The following is a 15,038-nucleotide window of genomic DNA, read 5'->3' as shown; positions in this document are numbered from 1 at the left end:
AGTTCTGTTTGATGACATAAAAAAGCAGGTGAACAAGGTTGCTCACCGCTATTTTTGTTGTTCCTCTTTATAATCACAGTTCACACATTGAACTTGCATGCCTTTTTTCAGCTTTTTCTCTACAAGCATATTTTCGCATTTTGGACACTTTCTTTCAATCGGTTTGTCCCAAGAGACGAATTCACACTCTGGAAAACGATCACAGCCATAAAAAATGCGGCGCTTCTTAGATTTTCGTTCAACAATGTTTCCTTCATGACATGTCGGGCATTTCACACCAATATCTTTGACAATTGGTTTTGTGTTACGACAGTCAGGAAAGTTAGAGCAAGCCATGAACTTACCGTATCGACCCATTTTGTACACCATCGGATGTCCACACTCTTCACAGTCAACTCCGGCGTATTCAGGCTCAATCTCAACTTCTTGCATTTCTGCTTCCGCTTTTTCGACCCGTTTTGCAAAGTCTTGATAGAAGCTGTCGATAATGCGAACCCATTCGATCGTACCTTCTTCAACGCTATCAAGTTCTTTTTCCATTTTCGCTGTGAATTCCACGTTAATGATCTCAGGGAAGAATTCAATGATTAAGTTGAGAACAATTCCCCCAAGCTCTGTTGGGATAAACCGTTTATTATCAAGTGCGACATAGCCGCGCTTTTGAATCGTATCTAATGTTGGTGCATACGTAGACGGACGGCCTATACCTAGCTCTTCAAGCGTTTTGACAAGTCTTGCCTCAGTGTAGCGCGGAGGCGGCTGCGTGAAGTGCTGTTCAGGTTCGATATCTTTTGAAAGAACCGTATCACCTTCTTTAAGATCAGGCAGCATTTTGTCCTTTTCTTCTAGCTGGTCGTCTTTCCCTTCTACATATACTTTCATGAATCCAGGGAATTTCACTTTGCTTCCGTTAGCACGGAATGTAAGCCCGTTATTATCAAGGTCCACACTCATTGTATCAAGAACAGCCGAAGCCATTTGGCTTGCGACGAATCGTTCCCAAATCAATTTATACAGACGAAGCTGATCTCGGCTTAAGACATGTTTGACATCTGCTGGTTTTCTTAGCGTAGAAGTCGGCCTGATGGCTTCGTGAGCATCTTGTGCATTTTCATTCTTTTTAGCGGTTCGTTTTGTTGTATTTAAGAAATTCTTACCATACGTCTGATCAATGAAAGCAGATACTTCTTCAATCGCCGTATTGGAAATACGTGTTGAGTCTGTTCTCATGTATGTAATGAGTCCGACTGTACCTTCTTTACCAAGATCAATTCCTTCATATAATTGCTGTGCAATCATCATCGTCTTTTTCGCACGGAAGTTTAATTTTCTCGCAGCCTCCTGCTGTAAAGTAGATGTTGTAAACGGAACAGCTGGGTTGCGTTTACGCTCTTTTTTCGTCACTTTCTCTACAGAGAATTTGCTCCCTTTTAGTTTCGAAAGGATTTCTTTTACATCTTCTTTTGTTTTCAGTGGATGCTTTTTGCCATTGACGCCAAAGAAGCTCGCTTCGAAGCTTTCTTTTCCTTTTAGGAATGTACCGTCAATTGTCCAGTATTCTTCTGGTTTAAATTCATTAATTTCATTCTCGCGATCAATGATCAGGCGGAGTGCAACTGATTGAACACGACCGGCACTTAAGCCCTTTTTCACTTTCTTCCATAAAATCGGACTGATTTTATACCCAACGAGACGATCTAAGATCCGTCTTGCCTGCTGTGCATCAACTAAATCCATATTGATCATACGTGGATGCTTAAAGGAATCTTTAATAGCATCTTTTGTAATCTCGTTAAAGACAACGCGGCAGTCAGAAGAGAGGTCAAGGTCAAGGCTATGCGCTAAATGCCAAGCAATCGCTTCTCCCTCTCTATCGGGGTCAGCTGCGAGATAGACTTTCTTTGCTTTTTTCGCAGCTGTTTTTAATTCTTTTAATACGGGGCCTTTCCCGCGAATCGTAATATACCTCGGTTCGAAGTCATGCTCAGTGTCAACACCAAGCTGACTTTTCGGTAAATCTCTTATGTGCCCCATTGAAGCCTTTACTTTATACTTTTTACCTAAATAACGCTCAATCGTTTTCGCCTTGGCTGGCGACTCAACGATGACTAAATAATCAGCCATACTCAAAATCCCCCTTAAGAGGTGTTCTCTCTTTATACATTTCACAATTCATATTTATGTTAATTGCACCTATTTAACAGGCAATCATGAAAAATTCTTTATGATGAACATCATTATAAACACGAAAAACAAAGTGTAAACTTAAATCCTCACTATTATTAAATATTCCTATGTCTTTTGTCAAACGATATTTTTATAAGAGTTCAGTATATTGAACGCTGCGGAAGGAGAATTCCTCTAAAATATCCTTCGTTGAATGAACAAGCTTTGCTCCCTGCTGTATAAGTCTGGCTGGACCTGTGGAATTAGGATCAAAGATTGATCCTGCAACCGCAAATACCTCTTTGCCTTGCTCAAGTGCTTGATACGCGGTAATGAGTGAACCGCTCTTTTCTTTGCACTGAATCACGATGGTCCCACTTGTCAGCGCACTAATTAAACGATTCCTCAAAGGGAAATGCCACTTTTCTGGTTTGACATAAGGCGGATGCTCGGATAAAAGCAAATGATGCTGGCCCATGTATTCAGCCATTTGCACATGTTCCTTTGGGTATAAATGCTGAAATCCGCCTGCTATAATACCGATCGTTTTCCCTTTATTCCTAATGCACTCTTTATGTGCAAGTCCATCAATGCCTTTTGCTAAGCCACTGACAATCATCCAATCTTCCTTAACAAGTTCACCAACAATTTTCTTCACACATGCTTCTCCATAAGACGATGGAACACGCGTGCCTACTACACCTAAACTTTTTTCTTCATTTAAATATGACACGTTTCCTTTTAGGAATAACACAGGGGGAGGATCATAAATATGTTTTAGTGTGCTGGGATATAAGGGTGATGTGATGGGAATCATGTGAATGTTTTGCTTTAAATAGGCTTGAACGATGTGTTGAAAAATGGGGAATTCCTTTTCTTCGGCTTGTTTTAAGCGGGTAAAGTCGATTGTTTGTAATGATCGATCCTGTTTGAAATGATGTGTTTCTTCATTTATATATAGCTTAGGATCGACTTTCCACCATTTTGTTAACAAAGAGGGTGAGATGAGGCCTTTTAAGCGGTGAAAAATCATTCTTTCGGACACGTTGTACATACCATTCCTCCTGTTTAAGATAGAAAGAAGAAGACTTGTCAAAGAACAAGTCTTCTTGTGTCATTAATGCGTTTTACAAGCTTCGAAGAGATTCTTCTCTTTTAACACTTTAATTAAGGTTTCTCCCATGACAGATGGAGTCTCTGCCACTTCAATTCCACATTCACGCATTGTTTTTACTTTTTCATCAGCTGTCCCTTTACCACCGGAAATAATTGCACCAGCATGTCCCATGCGTTTTCCTGGAGGCGCCGTTTTACCGCCAATAAAGCCAACAACTGGTTTGGTCATATTTGCTTTTACCCATTCAGCTGCTTCTTCTTCAGCCGTACCGCCAATTTCTCCGATCATAATGACAGCATGTGTATCAGGGTCTTCATTGAAGGCTTTTAATACATCAATAAAGTTTGTCCCATTGACAGGGTCTCCGCCGATTCCTACAGCTGTCGATTGACCAACGCCAGCTTCTGAAAGCTGATGTACCGCTTCATATGTAAGCGTTCCGGAACGAGAAACAACCCCCACATGACCTTTTTTATGAATGTAGCCTGGCATGATCCCAATCTTACATTCTTCAGGTGTAATGACACCTGGGCAGTTAGGGCCAACAAGTCTTGTCTTTTTCCCTTCCATATACCGTTTTACTTTGACCATGTCAAGTACTGGAATATGTTCTGTAATACAAATGACTAGATCGACTTCTGCATCAACAGCCTCTAAAATGGCATCTGCTGCAAATGGTGCTGGTACATAGATAACAGAAGCATTTGCTCCAGTTGTTTGAACAGCTTCAGATACTGTATTAAATACAGGAACTCCTTCTACTTCAGTTCCACCTTTTCCAGGTGTGACACCGCCAACAATATTTGTTCCGTACTCAATCATTTGTTTTGTATGGAACAATGCGGTTGAACCGGTAATCCCCTGAACAATTACTCTCGTATTTTTATTAATAAATACACTCATTTAGGTTCCCTGCCTTTCTGCTCTACTTGACTAAAGATACAATCTTTTCTGCCCCGTCAGCCATAGACTCAGCAGAAGTGATATTTAAGCCTGAATCACTCAGGATTTTCTTCCCTAATTCAACGTTTGTTCCTTCAAGACGTACAACGAGTGGTAATGTTAAGCCGACTTGTTTCGTCGCTTCAACGACACCTTCTGCAATGACATCACATTTCATGATGCCGCCAAAAATGTTCACGAAAATCCCTTTTACATTTTGATCAGATAAGATGATTTTAAATGCTTCCGTTACTTTTTCAGCTGTTGCACCGCCGCCAACATCCAGGAAGTTTGCAGGGTCCCCGCCGTAATGCTTGATGATATCCATTGTAGACATCGCAAGACCAGCGCCATTGACCATACAGCCAATATTTCCATCTAGAGAAATGTAGCTTAGATCATATTTAGATGCTTCAATTTCTTTTGGATCCTCTTCATCAAGGTCACGGTATTCTAATATATCTTTTTGTCTATATAAGGCATTGCTATCAAAGTTTAATTTTGCATCAAGTGCCATGACTTTTCCATCGCCTGTTACAACAAGTGGATTAATCTCAGCAATTGAACAATCTTTTTCAATAAACGCATTGTAAAGACTTGTCATAAACTTAACAGCTTGGCCAACTAATTTTGTTGGAATATTAATTTTAAACGCTACTTCTCTCGCCTGATAGCCTTGCAATCCAATCGCTGGGTCGATGACCACTTTGACGATTTTTTCTGGCGTTTTTTCTGCTACTTCTTCAATTTCAGTACCGCCTTCTTCAGAAGCCATCAATACAATTCTTGATGTCGCTCTGTCCAAAACTAGCCCAACGTAGTACTCTTTTTGAATATCGCAGCCTTCTTCAATAAGTAAGCGTTTTATTTCGCGCCCCTCAGGCCCAGTTTGATGTGTGACAAGTGTTTTGCCGAGCAATTCCTCTGCAAACCCTTTCACTTCATCTTTTGTTTTTGCAATTTTTACCCCGCCTGCTTTGCCACGGCCGCCTGCATGAATCTGTGCTTTTACGACATATACAGAGCTTTCTAGCTCTTCTGATGCTTTCACTGCTTCATCAGGTGTAAATGCTACTTTACCATTTGGAACTGAAACCCCATATTTTCTTAGGATTTCTTTTCCTTGGTACTCATGGATATTCATTTCCCATCCTCCCAACATATGTAGAAACAAAAAATATAAAATAGACTGCGCTTTCATTTTAAAGAATAAAAAAGAGAATGTCTAGGGTTCTATGTAAAATCGTAAAATCCTTCTAAACATTCAAACTTTTATTTTATTAAAAATATAAATTTTTCATCCAAATCACTTATTTTACCTTATTTTTTCATTTTTTGATCTAACCTATAGATAAACGAAAATATTTCTGCTACAGTATCGTATAACGCTTCAGGGATCTCCTCATCCAGTGTTAAGTGGCGCATGAGTTCGACTAAATTACGGTCTTCTTGGATAGGAACTCCCGACTTTTTTGCTTCTTCAATAATATGGTCTGCCACATAGCCGCTACCTGTTGCGACGACTTTTGGCGCCTTTTGTTTTTCTTCATCATAATGTAGAGCGACCGCCCTTCTAAGCGGTTTTGAATCCTTCATACTCGTAAGTCCAGCCCTTTCTCGCTGATTTTATGAAAGTGTTCATCTAGAAAGTGAGACGGATCTACTGGCTCTTGTCTCTTCTTTGCTGTAATTCCCGTAAGGCTGTATCCTAAGGCATTTAAATTCTCCCGAACTGCTGGAATCATTGGATTAATGGTTCCTTGAAGTTCATGACCGGTTTCAACTGTAATTGACATGACCTTTTGCTGAATCGTACAGTCGATTAATGTTTCTTCGAGGTTTTCCATGTTTAAGTAAAACATAAGACGACACTGAGAAATATCAATAGAGCCATCTTTTTTCTTATGTCCTTTTAGAATAAAGGTTAAATCTTGAACACTATGTTTTGAAAAGAGCGGATAAGAGACCATCATTTGGCTGATGGTTTGATTCTCCTGCTGCACAAATAACTGCCCGTTCAATCTATGAAACAATTGATCGACTTCTTTTTTTACAGGCTCTGGTAAATCAGACTGTCTCACATCATTTAAGACGAGCTTTAATTGGTGAAGTTCCTGACTTTTTACATCCTGGCTGCCTTTTTCGAGTAGTTTCAGCATACCAATTTCATCACGTACACCGATTGCCTTTTTCATCGTCATGAGTAAATCGAGCACATCGGTTTTATTGCTTAATGCGGGTTCCGTCTGCTGTACCACCTGAGCCAATGCTTTCGCCTCTGTTTTTGACAGGAATGGAAATTCTTTTTGGAGCACAGATGCTCTTGCATCCGGCTGAGATCCTGCCTGCTGAAGCCCTTGCAGCAATGACGTGAGCTGTTTTAAGCTAGGCTCTTGCTGCCCATCTGCGCCTTGTTTTATTAAACTTGTAAGTATCCGCTCAATTTGCTGAGGCGGGATTTGCAGCTCTTTTGGACTTGTTGACTGCTGCACGTTAGATTGAAGAACTTGGGTCGTTTGACGCTCTTGAGCCAATGGATTCTGACTATTCTCTTTTGGTTGAGACAGATTGGACTGAGGCGTTACAGGTAGATTTCCTCCTTGCTTCGCCACCCCTTCTCTCGCTGCTAGAAGGACCGATAAGAGCTTTTCTGCATGGACAGACGTCTCAGCATCTATGACTGATCGAACGGCTTGTGTAAGCGCCTGTGTGGCGTCTGAGTGCTTCGGGAGCTGTGTTAAGCGTTCTAGCAGCGCTGTCATATCCTGATGAAGAGCAGAGGATGATTTCACAGCTAAAATTGATTGAAGCACTCCTTCCTGGATCGGCAAGTCTTTCTTTAAAGCAAATAGAAGTGCCTGGAGACCTTTTTTCACATCAGCTCCTTGAAGCTGTTCGATCCACTTCACTGCCGTTTTTAACTCTGTTTCGTTGATAACGGATTTTTCTTTTAAAAAAGCTGTGGCTGTTAGAATGTTTTCAAGTCCGTTTTTCAGAGAGAGACCTTCTAATAGTTTGGCAGCTGCATCCTTTAATGTCTTAGGATCTTGATCAAATTGCTGGACTGGCCTTAGTTTATTGAGGCTGTCTCCACCCTCTTGTTCAAATTGGAACCAATAAAATGCGTCTGCTTTAAGCTGAGCCGCTAGCTGTGCTTTTATTTTTGTTGAGCCTATTTGAACAAGGGATGTATCATCTCCAAGCATTTTCAGTACTTTACCGAGAATCAGCCGATGCACATTTTCCTTTCCTTCGGTGTTTAATGGAATAGATTCTGCCGCACTTAACCGGCTATTCAGTGCTGTATGTATGTCCTCAACTCTTGTCATCACAGGCAGCCTCCTTAGGTCAAAAATTTATGATATAACGGATTTCACTGGTGCAAACGATAATCGATGGATTGGGGCAGCTCCATGTGTTTGAATGGCAGCCAAATGCTCTTTTGTTCCGTACCCTTTATGTTTTTCAAATTGATACTCAGGGTACTTACGCCCGTATTCTTCCATCATCTGATCTCTTGTCACCTTTGCAATACATGCACCTGCTGCGATGGATGCACTTTTTGCATCTCCTTTGATGATATTCTCCTGGTGAATAGGAAGTGGGAGCGTCATGGCATCTATGAGTAGATAATCAGGTGTATGAGTTAACTGCTCCACCGCTCTCACCATCGCCAGTCTTGATGCCTCGTAAATATTGATTTCATCAATCGTAGCCGCATCAACAATGCCGATACCGATATCAAGTGCTTCTTTTTGGATCAGGTCATAATATGCCAATCTTTTTTTCTCAGATAATTGCTTTGAGTCGTTTAAACCGAGCAGGACTGTATCTTCCTTTAATATGACAGCTGCTGCTACAACGGGGCCTGCCAGCGGTCCTCTTCCTGCTTCATCTATTCCAGCAATACATGTGTATCCCTGCGCCTTAGCATTGTTTTCAAATTGCAGCATCTCATTCCATGCTGCATGAAGTTGCTGCTGCTTTTCTTTCTCTTTGTGCCACTTCTCTATCAGTTTTTGGACACTTTTTCTCTTATCATCTTTTACAAGTTCATGAATGTATGACTCGTCTTGTGAATGCTTTTCTATCAGTTCTTTTATTTGTTTCACTGTGTACATCAGCTTTTCGTCAGCCTCCTTCTTTATATCGGCAGTTTTCCGCAAAAAATAAAGACCCGCATGAGCTGCGTGTCTTTTAGCTTTCAGGCTTCTCAAAAGTGAGGGGACCAAATTTTTCTGTTCGAATATCCCGAATAATGATTTCGGTGGTTTTGTCGTAATTAATCAATCCACCGCTCATGAGACAGCCGCGCTTTGTACCTATTGCATCAAACAGCTCAGCCGTATCTTCAGGGATCTCCGTTAGGTCATAGCGTTTTTTTAATCGCTCTGGATAGTTTTCTTCTAGAAAGCGAAGTCCATATACAGCGACATCCTGTAAGTTGATGATAGAATCTTTGATCGCTCCAGTTACCGCTAGCCTGAGTCCTACTTTCTCATCTTCAAACTTCGGCCAGAGGATTCCAGGTGTATCGAGCAGTTCCAATTCTTTCCCTACCTTCACCCATTGCTGTGAGGTGGTAATACCAGGACGGTCTCCTGTTTTGGCAATGTTCTTTTTCGCTAAACGATTGATTAAGGTCGATTTCCCGACGTTGGGAATCCCGATAATCAGCGCCCGGATTGCACGTGGTTTAACACCTTTTGCTTTCATGCGGTCGAATTTTTCTTTTAAGATTTCTTTTGAAGTTGTGATGATCTGATTTAACCCTTGTCCATCGACAGAGTTAATAGCAAGTGACCGAACGCCTTGCTGCTCAAAGTGCGTCTGCCACTCTTTTGTCACACGAGGATCCGCTTTATCTGCTTTGTTTAATAGCATGATTTTGGGTTTGTTCTGAAGGATTTCTTCGATCATTGGGTTTCTAGAGGACATCGGAATTCTAGCATCAGTTAATTCAAATACGATGTCGATGAGCTTTAATTTTTCTGTGACTTCACGTCTTGCTTTTGCCATATGGCCTGGAAACCATTGAATCGTCATATGTGCACCTTCTCTTCTATCGATTATCTCTATACATCGTACAAAAAAAGAGCCTGTTACAGGTAACAAGCTCTTTCCTTTGATATCATTATCGTCTGATTTCTTTGATACGAGCCGCTTTACCGCGAAGTTCACGTAGGTAGTAAAGTTTCGCACGACGTACCTTACCGTGACGTACAACTTCGATGTTAGCGATTTTTGGTGTGTGTACAGGGAATGTACGCTCAACGCCTACACCGTAAGAAATCTTACGAACTGTGAAAGTTTCGCTGATTCCACCACCACGACGCTTAATTACAACACCTTCAAAGATCTGGATACGCTCACGAGTACCCTCGACAACTTTAACGTGTACACGTAAAGTGTCACCAGGACGGAACGCAGGAAGATCAGTGCGTAATTGTTCTTTTGTGATTTCTTCAATCAAATGTTGCATCGTTTTCAACTCCTTCCAACAGATGCTCATGTCCTCTTTCTTCATTGCAGCGGAACATCGTTTTCAAACTTGAATCGGCAAGCCGTCCAAGTCACAAGTAGTATCATACCATACCTCTATGCAGTGTGCAATACAATCTAGTCATTATGAAGCTGCCAAAGCCATCTTTTTTCTTCAACTGTTAACGTTTTGCAAGAATCGATCAAATCTGGCCGTCTTGTATAAGTTCGCTTCAAGGATTCTTTGCGCCGCCACTCTTCAATTTTGGCATGATTTCCAGAGAGGAGCACATCCGGCACTTTTAGTCCTTTATAATCGGCTGGCCTTGTGTAGTGAGGATGCTCTAGCAAACCTGTACTAAATGAATCTTCAATGTGAGACGCTTCTTTTCCAAGCACATGAGGCAAAAGCCTGACCACACTGTCTGCAATCATCATCGCTGGCAGCTCTCCGCCTGTGAGAACGAAATCTCCGATTGAGATTTCATCTGTGACAAGATGCTCCCTGATGCGCTCATCGTAGCCTTCATAATGGCCGCAAATGAACATAAGGTGTTCTTCTTTTGCAAGTTCCTCTGCCTTCTTTTGTGTATATCTTTCTCCTTGAGGACAGACAAGAATGATTCGGGGCTTCTTGCTTGCTTTCTTCGTCAAATCTTCTACCGCATCGAATACGGGCTGTGCTTTCAGTACCATACCAGCACCGCCGCCATACGGATAGTCATCTACTGTTTTATGCTTATGATCCGAATACTCTCTAAAATTGACAACATTGAATGAGACAGCTTCTTTCTCCTGTGCCTTTTTTAAGATCGATGAGTGGAGCACACCTTCGAACATTTCAGGAAAAAGTGTTAAGAAGTCGATTTTCATTCGTCAATGAGTCCTTCCATCACTTCAATGTGTATGGTTTTGGATGCGATATTGATCTTTTTGACGACAGATGGGATATAAGGAATCAGGGCATCTTTTTTGCCTTTTCTTCCGACCACCCAGACATCATTTGCCCCTGGTGTTAAAATCTCTTTGATTTGGCCGACAAGCTGATCCTCTTCATCGTATACTTCACAGCCAATGATTTGGTGGAAATAAAACTCTCCTTCATCTAAAGAGCCGAGATGTTCTTTTTCTACTTTTAAGATTGATTCTTTCAATAGCTCTGCTTCATTTAATGAGCTAATTTCTTCAAATGTGAGCAAATCAAACTGTTTGTGCTGTCGGTGTGATGCGACAGTGACTTTTAGCGGCTCCCCTTGACCTTGCTTAAAAATATAGAGGACGCTTCCTTTTTTGTAACGTTCTTCTGGGAAATCTGTCTTTGACACGACGCGTACTTCTCCGCGCACTCCGTGTGTATTGACAATCTTTCCAACATTCAACCATTCTTGTTCCATGTTCTCAATCACCCCTGACGTATTTCCACAATGGTGCCGTCTTTCACGACGATGACATTGTCTTGCATCTTGTCATCCCATTTATCACCTATGTTCACTTCAACCAGCGCATCCACTTCTGTCTCTTTCATTTCACTTCCAAGCGGTAAAATATGCAGCTGCTCTACTTGAAAGTCAATTTGCTGGATTTTCTCCTGCCGTTTATCGATGGCTTTTTGAAATTGAGGGATGGCTTCTTGCTGATGTGGTTCTTTTTCATGTTTTTTCAGTTGAAAATATAGTTGATTGCATTCACGTTCTAGTCTTTCTTTTTTCTCCAAAAAAGTCGTTAACAGTTTGTCCTTACTGCTTTCAGTTAATACTTGCATGACGGTGACATGTTGAATGATCTGCATCTTCCTTTTTGTCCCCCTATCCGAAGGCATTTGTCCTCTACATTATAACGAAAAATAGATTTAAACGTGTAAAAAAAGGGGAGGTCCTAAGCCCTCTCCCTTTTTAGTCAGCAATCTCAAGTTGAACTTTCTTAGAAGACTCTGCACTTGCTGCAAACATGACTGTTCGTATCGCTTTTGCTGTACGTCCCTGCTTTCCGATCACCTTTCCGGTATCTTCAGCATTGACAGACAGTGTGTAAATCACTTGCTCATCTTTTTTTAATGAAGATACGTGAATATCTTCAGGGAAATCAACAAGTGGCTCGACGATGGATACAATCAATTCTTCCAAGGACAGCTCATTCATTATTTGCTGTTTTTCGCATTATGAAATTTTTCAAGAATTCCTTGGCTTGAGAAAAGGTTGCGAACTGTATCAGATGGTTTCGCACCATTTTGAAGCCATTTAAGAGCTAATTCTTCGTTGATTTTCACCTCAGCTGGTGATAACACTGGATTGTATGTTCCAACTGTTTCGATGAAACGACCGTCACGTGGTGAACGAGAATCTGCTACTACAATACGATAGAAAGGAGATCTTTTTGATCCCATACGTTTTAAACGAATTTTTACTGCCATTTTACTAGCACCTCCGAAAATATTTCAACAAGATAGTATATTAACAATGATAAAAGGGTTTGTAAAGTGTTTTTTCTTAACAACGGTTTTATCATGTATAACCAATTACATAAATGGTAATTTAAAGCCTTTTTTCTTTCCTTTGGACATGTTGGTCATTTGCTTCATCATCTTTTTCATTTCGTCAAATTGCTTTAAAAGGCGATTGACTTCCTGTACAGATGTTCCGCTTCCTTTTGCAATCCGTTTTCTTCGGCTTGCATTGATGACCTCTGGCTGTTCTTTTTCCTCGGTCGTCATTGATTTTATGATCGCTTCGATGTGATTGAGCTGCTTTTCGTCTACTTGGACATTTTTGAGCCCTTTCATTTTACCGGCTCCCGGCATCATTTGGATCAATTCATCAAGTGGACCCATGTTACGAACTTGGCCAAGCTGCTCGAGGAAATCATCGAGTGTAAAGCTCATGGTCCGCATTTTTTGTTCAAGCTCTTTCGCTTTATCTTGGTCCACGTTTGCCTGTGCTTTTTCAATCAGTGTAAGCACATCTCCCATGCCAAGAATTCTTGAAGCCATCCGTTCTGGGTGGAATGGTTCAATCGCGTCAAGCTTTTCACCTAGCGCGGCGAATTTAATCGGCGTATTGGTGACAGCTCGAATGGAAAGTGCTGCACCGCCTCGTGTATCCCCGTCTAGTTTCGTTAGAACGACACCTGTTAAACCAAGCTGTTCATTAAAGCTTTTCGCTACATTGACAGCATCTTGACCTGTCATAGAGTCAACAACAAGGAAAATTTCTTCTGGACTCGCTACTTCTTTTACTTTCTGAAGTTCATCCATCAATTCTTCATCAATATGAAGGCGTCCTGCTGTATCTAAAATGACATAATCATGGTGTTCTTCTTTTGCTTTTTCAATTGCCTGTTTGGCAATCTCGACAGGACTGACTTGATCACCTAATGAAAACACAGGCATATCAAGCTGTTTCCCTAGCGTTTGAAGCTGCTGGATCGCTGCTGGTCTGTAAATGTCTGCAGCCACCATCATCGGCTGGCGATTATGTTTTTTGCGAAGTAAATTGGCAAGCTTCCCAGTTGTAGTGGTTTTACCTGCACCTTGAAGACCAACCATCATAATGACGGTCGGAGATTTTTTCGCTACAGCGATTTTACTCTCTTCCCCGCCCATTAATTCAGTGAGTTCTTCTTTTACAACTTTAATGACCTGTTGTCCAGGGGTAAGGCTTTTCATGACCTCTTGTCCAACTGCCCGCTCACTTACTTTTTTCACAAAGTCTTTGACTACTTTAAAATTGACGTCAGCTTCAAGAAGGGCAAGGCGTACCTCGCGCATCATTTCTTTTACATCTTGTTCTGACACTTTTCCTTTGCCGCGGATTTTTGAAATCGTCTGCTGCAGTCGGTCGGCTAATCCTTCAAATGCCATACTGTGCCGCCTCCTAATCTAATTTCTCAAGCGATTCAATTAAAGCTTCTGCTTCTTCCATCTGAGCGGAATCTGCTACGAGCTCTCTCATTTTTTTGAGAAGTTCTTTACGATCTTTAAATTTCTTAAACAAGAGCAGCTTTTCTTCATATTGTTCAAGCATCGCTTCAGTCCGTTTAATATTATCATAAACAGCCTGTCTTGATACTTCATATTCATCCGCAATTTCACCGAGGGAAAAATCGTCTAGGTAGTAAAGCGACATGTAGCTCTTTTGCTTTGCGGTTAACAACGATTGATAGAAGTCAAACAAGTAGTTCATTCTCGTTGTTTTTTCAAGCGTCATGGGCTCTCTCCCCTTTGTTAAGTTCATTCCCTTTACATCAACTAAGTTTACACGGTTCTCTACTGTGTGTCAAGTTTTTATCTTGTCACTGCATGAAGCGACGTATAAATAAAAATGCCAGCAGTCTTTGCCGGCATTTTTGTTAGTCCTCTTGATCAATCACGTCTGAGAATAATCCATACACATACGATTCTGCATCGAATTCTTGCAGATCGTCTACCTTTTCACCTAAACCGACGAGCTTCACGGGGATGTTTAGCTCATTTCGAATTGCAAGGACAATCCCGCCTTTTGCAGTCCCGTCAAGCTTTGTTAAAGCAATTCCTGTCACATTCGTCGCTTTAGAAAATTCCTTCGCTTGTGCCATCGCATTTTGACCCGTTGTTGCATCAAGAGCGAGTAGCACTTCATGCGGTGCATCTGGAACCTCACGTTCAATGACTCTCTTGACCTTCTCTAGCTCTTTCATCAAGTTGACTTTGTTTTGAAGTCTTCCTGCTGTATCACAGATAAGGACATCCGCATTTTTCGCTTTTGCTGATTGAACGGCATCATAGATCACCGCTGCTGGATCAGAGCCAGCCGTCTGTTTAACAACAGGGACACCTGAACGCTCCCCCCATACTTCAAGCTGCTCTATCGCACCGGCACGGAACGTATCACCTGCTGCCAAAATGACGGATTTCCCTTCATTTTTCAGCTTATTTGCAAGTTTGCCGATCGTCGTTGTTTTCCCAACGCCATTGACACCCACAAATAAAATGATATTTAATCGCCCGTCTTCAATATTCAGCGCAGAGATTTGTTCCTCTCCGCTATTGTAGATTTCAACCAGTTTTTCAGAGATGACTGATTGTACTTCACTTGGGTCTTGAATGTTTCTTAGTTTCACTTCTTTTTTCAGCTCATCAATCAGTTCCATCACCGTTGTGAAACCGACATCCGCGCCGATTAAAACCTCTTCTAACTCTTCAAAAAAGTCTTCATCGACTTTACGGTAGCGAGAAATTAGTTCGTTTACTCTTCCTTGAAAGGAGTTTCTCGTTTTTTCAAGACCATCTTTAAACTTTTCTGATACTGAATCGGTTTGCTGCGTAAATTTTTCTTTTAATTTCTTAAAAAAGCTCATT

Annotated in this window: 17 protein-coding genes; all 17 read right to left on the bottom strand. The window is 41.3% G+C overall.

Annotated elements, in window-relative coordinates; genetic code table 11:
• Window positions 1-48 precede the first annotated feature (48 nt).
• The 17 genes from topA to ftsY all read right to left on the bottom strand — a co-directional run bounded on the left by topA (window position 49) and on the right by ftsY (window position 15,037).
• A complete protein-coding gene (gene topA / locus NST39_RS08300; RefSeq protein WP_044141928.1) occupies window positions 49-2,124 on the bottom strand; it encodes a type I DNA topoisomerase in 2,076 nt (691 codons plus the stop codon).
• 193 nt (window positions 2,125-2,317) lie between these two features.
• The gene (dprA, locus tag NST39_RS08295; RefSeq protein ID WP_341027849.1) at window positions 2,318-3,220 is read right to left on the bottom strand and encodes a DNA-processing protein DprA; all 903 of its coding nucleotides are present in this window, start codon (window positions 3,218-3,220) and stop codon (window positions 2,318-2,320) included.
• A gap of 63 nt (window positions 3,221-3,283) precedes the next feature.
• Window positions 3,284-4,186 (bottom strand): succinate--CoA ligase subunit alpha, encoded by a 903-nt coding sequence (sucD, locus tag NST39_RS08290; RefSeq protein WP_003212080.1) that lies wholly within the window; start codon window positions 4,184-4,186, stop codon window positions 3,284-3,286.
• A gap of 22 nt (window positions 4,187-4,208) precedes the next feature.
• Window positions 4,209-5,369 (bottom strand): ADP-forming succinate--CoA ligase subunit beta, encoded by a 1,161-nt coding sequence (gene sucC / locus NST39_RS08285; RefSeq protein ID WP_012009945.1) that lies wholly within the window; start codon window positions 5,367-5,369, stop codon window positions 4,209-4,211.
• Window positions 5,370-5,545: 176 nt separating this feature from the next.
• Window positions 5,546-5,821 (bottom strand): FlhB-like flagellar biosynthesis protein, encoded by a 276-nt coding sequence (locus NST39_RS08280; protein WP_003211418.1) that lies wholly within the window; start codon window positions 5,819-5,821, stop codon window positions 5,546-5,548.
• Complete coding sequence (locus NST39_RS08275) at window positions 5,818-7,554, bottom strand: glycosyltransferase (RefSeq protein WP_341027848.1); 1,737 nt, start codon at window positions 7,552-7,554, stop codon at window positions 5,818-5,820. Before NST39_RS08275 ends, NST39_RS08280 begins: the two co-directional genes overlap by 4 nt.
• Window positions 7,555-7,581: 27 nt before the next feature.
• Complete coding sequence (locus NST39_RS08270; RefSeq protein WP_044141931.1) at window positions 7,582-8,346, bottom strand: ribonuclease HII; 765 nt, start codon at window positions 8,344-8,346, stop codon at window positions 7,582-7,584.
• Window positions 8,347-8,422: 76 nt separating this feature from the next.
• Window positions 8,423-9,271, bottom strand: coding sequence for a ribosome biogenesis GTPase YlqF (gene ylqF / locus NST39_RS08265; RefSeq protein ID WP_341027844.1), 849 nt, complete (start codon window positions 9,269-9,271; stop codon window positions 8,423-8,425).
• A gap of 88 nt (window positions 9,272-9,359) precedes the next feature.
• Entirely contained in the window at window positions 9,360-9,707 is a 348-nt protein-coding gene (gene rplS, locus NST39_RS08260; protein ID WP_003212364.1) for a 50S ribosomal protein L19, read from the bottom strand.
• Between the two features lie 137 nt (window positions 9,708-9,844).
• Window positions 9,845-10,579, bottom strand: coding sequence for a tRNA (guanosine(37)-N1)-methyltransferase TrmD (gene trmD, locus NST39_RS08255; protein ID WP_335351648.1), 735 nt, complete (start codon window positions 10,577-10,579; stop codon window positions 9,845-9,847).
• On the bottom strand, window positions 10,576-11,100 hold the full coding sequence (rimM, locus tag NST39_RS08250; RefSeq protein WP_185107240.1) for a ribosome maturation factor RimM: 525 nt from the start codon (window positions 11,098-11,100) through the stop codon (window positions 10,576-10,578). Before rimM ends, trmD begins: the two co-directional genes overlap by 4 nt.
• A gap of 8 nt (window positions 11,101-11,108) precedes the next feature.
• Window positions 11,109-11,495 carry a YlqD family protein gene (locus NST39_RS08245; protein WP_003211186.1) on the bottom strand — a complete coding sequence of 129 codons (387 nt, stop codon included), beginning with the start codon at window positions 11,493-11,495 and terminating at the stop codon, window positions 11,109-11,111.
• A gap of 103 nt (window positions 11,496-11,598) precedes the next feature.
• Window positions 11,599-11,844 (bottom strand): KH domain-containing protein, encoded by a 246-nt coding sequence (locus NST39_RS08240; RefSeq protein ID WP_106049298.1) that lies wholly within the window; start codon window positions 11,842-11,844, stop codon window positions 11,599-11,601.
• Window positions 11,844-12,116, bottom strand: a complete 273-nt coding sequence (gene rpsP / locus NST39_RS08235) for a 30S ribosomal protein S16 (protein ID WP_003212139.1) — start codon at window positions 12,114-12,116, stop codon at window positions 11,844-11,846. Before rpsP ends, NST39_RS08240 begins: the two co-directional genes overlap by 1 nt.
• Window positions 12,117-12,221: 105 nt before the next feature.
• Window positions 12,222-13,562 (bottom strand): signal recognition particle protein, encoded by a 1,341-nt coding sequence (ffh, locus tag NST39_RS08230; RefSeq protein WP_003211019.1) that lies wholly within the window; start codon window positions 13,560-13,562, stop codon window positions 12,222-12,224.
• 13 nt (window positions 13,563-13,575) lie between these two features.
• Window positions 13,576-13,908: a putative DNA-binding protein gene (locus NST39_RS08225; RefSeq protein WP_044141934.1), complete on the bottom strand. Its 333-nt coding sequence runs from the start codon at window positions 13,906-13,908 to the stop codon at window positions 13,576-13,578.
• Between the two features lie 142 nt (window positions 13,909-14,050).
• Window positions 14,051-15,037, bottom strand: coding sequence for a signal recognition particle-docking protein FtsY (gene ftsY / locus NST39_RS08220; protein WP_034662411.1), 987 nt, complete (start codon window positions 15,035-15,037; stop codon window positions 14,051-14,053).
• Window position 15,038: the final 1 nt, after the last annotated feature.

Source organism: Bacillus sp. FSL W8-0645 (genome assembly GCF_038007905.1).
Classification (GTDB): domain Bacteria; phylum Bacillota; class Bacilli; order Bacillales; family Bacillaceae; genus Bacillus; species Bacillus pumilus.
The sequence above is the reverse complement of the archived record's forward strand: the minus strand, read 5'-3'. Positions and strand labels throughout refer to the sequence as shown.

Coding starts and splice junctions, on each gene's coding strand:
- ffh (WP_003211019.1), bottom strand. CDS start 13,562: ATGGCATTTGAAGGATTAGCCGACCGACTGCAGCAGACGATTTCAAAA.
- NST39_RS08270 (WP_044141931.1), bottom strand. CDS start 8,346: ATGTACACAGTGAAACAAATAAAAGAACTGATAGAAAAGCATTCACAA.
- NST39_RS08225 (WP_044141934.1), bottom strand. CDS start 13,908: ATGACGCTTGAAAAAACAACGAGAATGAACTACTTGTTTGACTTCTAT.
- rplS (WP_003212364.1), bottom strand. CDS start 9,707: ATGCAACATTTGATTGAAGAAATCACAAAAGAACAATTACGCACTGAT.
- rpsP (WP_003212139.1), bottom strand. CDS start 12,116: ATGGCAGTAAAAATTCGTTTAAAACGTATGGGATCAAAAAGATCTCCT.
- ftsY (WP_034662411.1), bottom strand. CDS start 15,037: ATGAGCTTTTTTAAGAAATTAAAAGAAAAATTTACGCAGCAAACCGAT.
- NST39_RS08280 (WP_003211418.1), bottom strand. CDS start 5,821: ATGAAGGATTCAAAACCGCTTAGAAGGGCGGTCGCTCTACATTATGAT.
- topA (WP_044141928.1), bottom strand. CDS start 2,124: ATGGCTGATTATTTAGTCATCGTTGAGTCGCCAGCCAAGGCGAAAACG.
- ylqF (WP_341027844.1), bottom strand. CDS start 9,271: ATGACGATTCAATGGTTTCCAGGCCATATGGCAAAAGCAAGACGTGAA.
- NST39_RS08245 (WP_003211186.1), bottom strand. CDS start 11,495: ATGCAGATCATTCAACATGTCACCGTCATGCAAGTATTAACTGAAAGC.
- sucD (WP_003212080.1), bottom strand. CDS start 4,186: ATGAGTGTATTTATTAATAAAAATACGAGAGTAATTGTTCAGGGGATT.
- sucC (WP_012009945.1), bottom strand. CDS start 5,369: ATGAATATCCATGAGTACCAAGGAAAAGAAATCCTAAGAAAATATGGG.
- rimM (WP_185107240.1), bottom strand. CDS start 11,100: ATGGAACAAGAATGGTTGAATGTTGGAAAGATTGTCAATACACACGGA.
- trmD (WP_335351648.1), bottom strand. CDS start 10,579: ATGAAAATCGACTTCTTAACACTTTTTCCTGAAATGTTCGAAGGTGTG.
- dprA (WP_341027849.1), bottom strand. CDS start 3,220: ATGTACAACGTGTCCGAAAGAATGATTTTTCACCGCTTAAAAGGCCTC.
- NST39_RS08240 (WP_106049298.1), bottom strand. CDS start 11,844: ATGAATGAGCTGTCCTTGGAAGAATTGATTGTATCCATCGTCGAGCCA.
- NST39_RS08275 (WP_341027848.1), bottom strand. CDS start 7,554: ATGACAAGAGTTGAGGACATACATACAGCACTGAATAGCCGGTTAAGT.